This is a genomic window from Neobacillus kokaensis (assembly GCF_014656545.1).
Lineage (GTDB): Bacteria > Bacillota > Bacilli > Bacillales > Cytobacillaceae > Neobacillus > Neobacillus kokaensis.
The window spans coordinates 1-230 of the sequence record NZ_BNDS01000079.1; the positions used below are offsets into that span (position 1 = coordinate 1).

Sequence of the window (230 nt, forward strand, 5' to 3'; positions counted from 1 at the left end):
ATGAAAATCAATAGAATAGATCATGTGAGTATAAACGTAAATGATCTTTCAGAGGCTAAAGCGTTTTTTCTTGATTTAGGACTTGAAGTGCAAGCGGAATGGGAAATGGATGGAGAACTGTTGGACAGAGTAATTGGGCTTAATGATGTAAAAACGGCATGTGTAGCATTAGGGATGCCAGATGGTCAGGCATGGATAGAGCTAGTCAAATTTTATACGCCGTCAGATGA

At 39.1% G+C, this 230-nt stretch carries 1 protein-coding gene; it reads left to right on the forward strand.

The annotated features are described in order from the left end of the window. Window positions 1-230, forward strand: a 230-nt coding sequence (locus IE222_RS26235; RefSeq protein WP_191277316.1) for a VOC family protein, incomplete at its 3' end; no start/stop codon positions are given.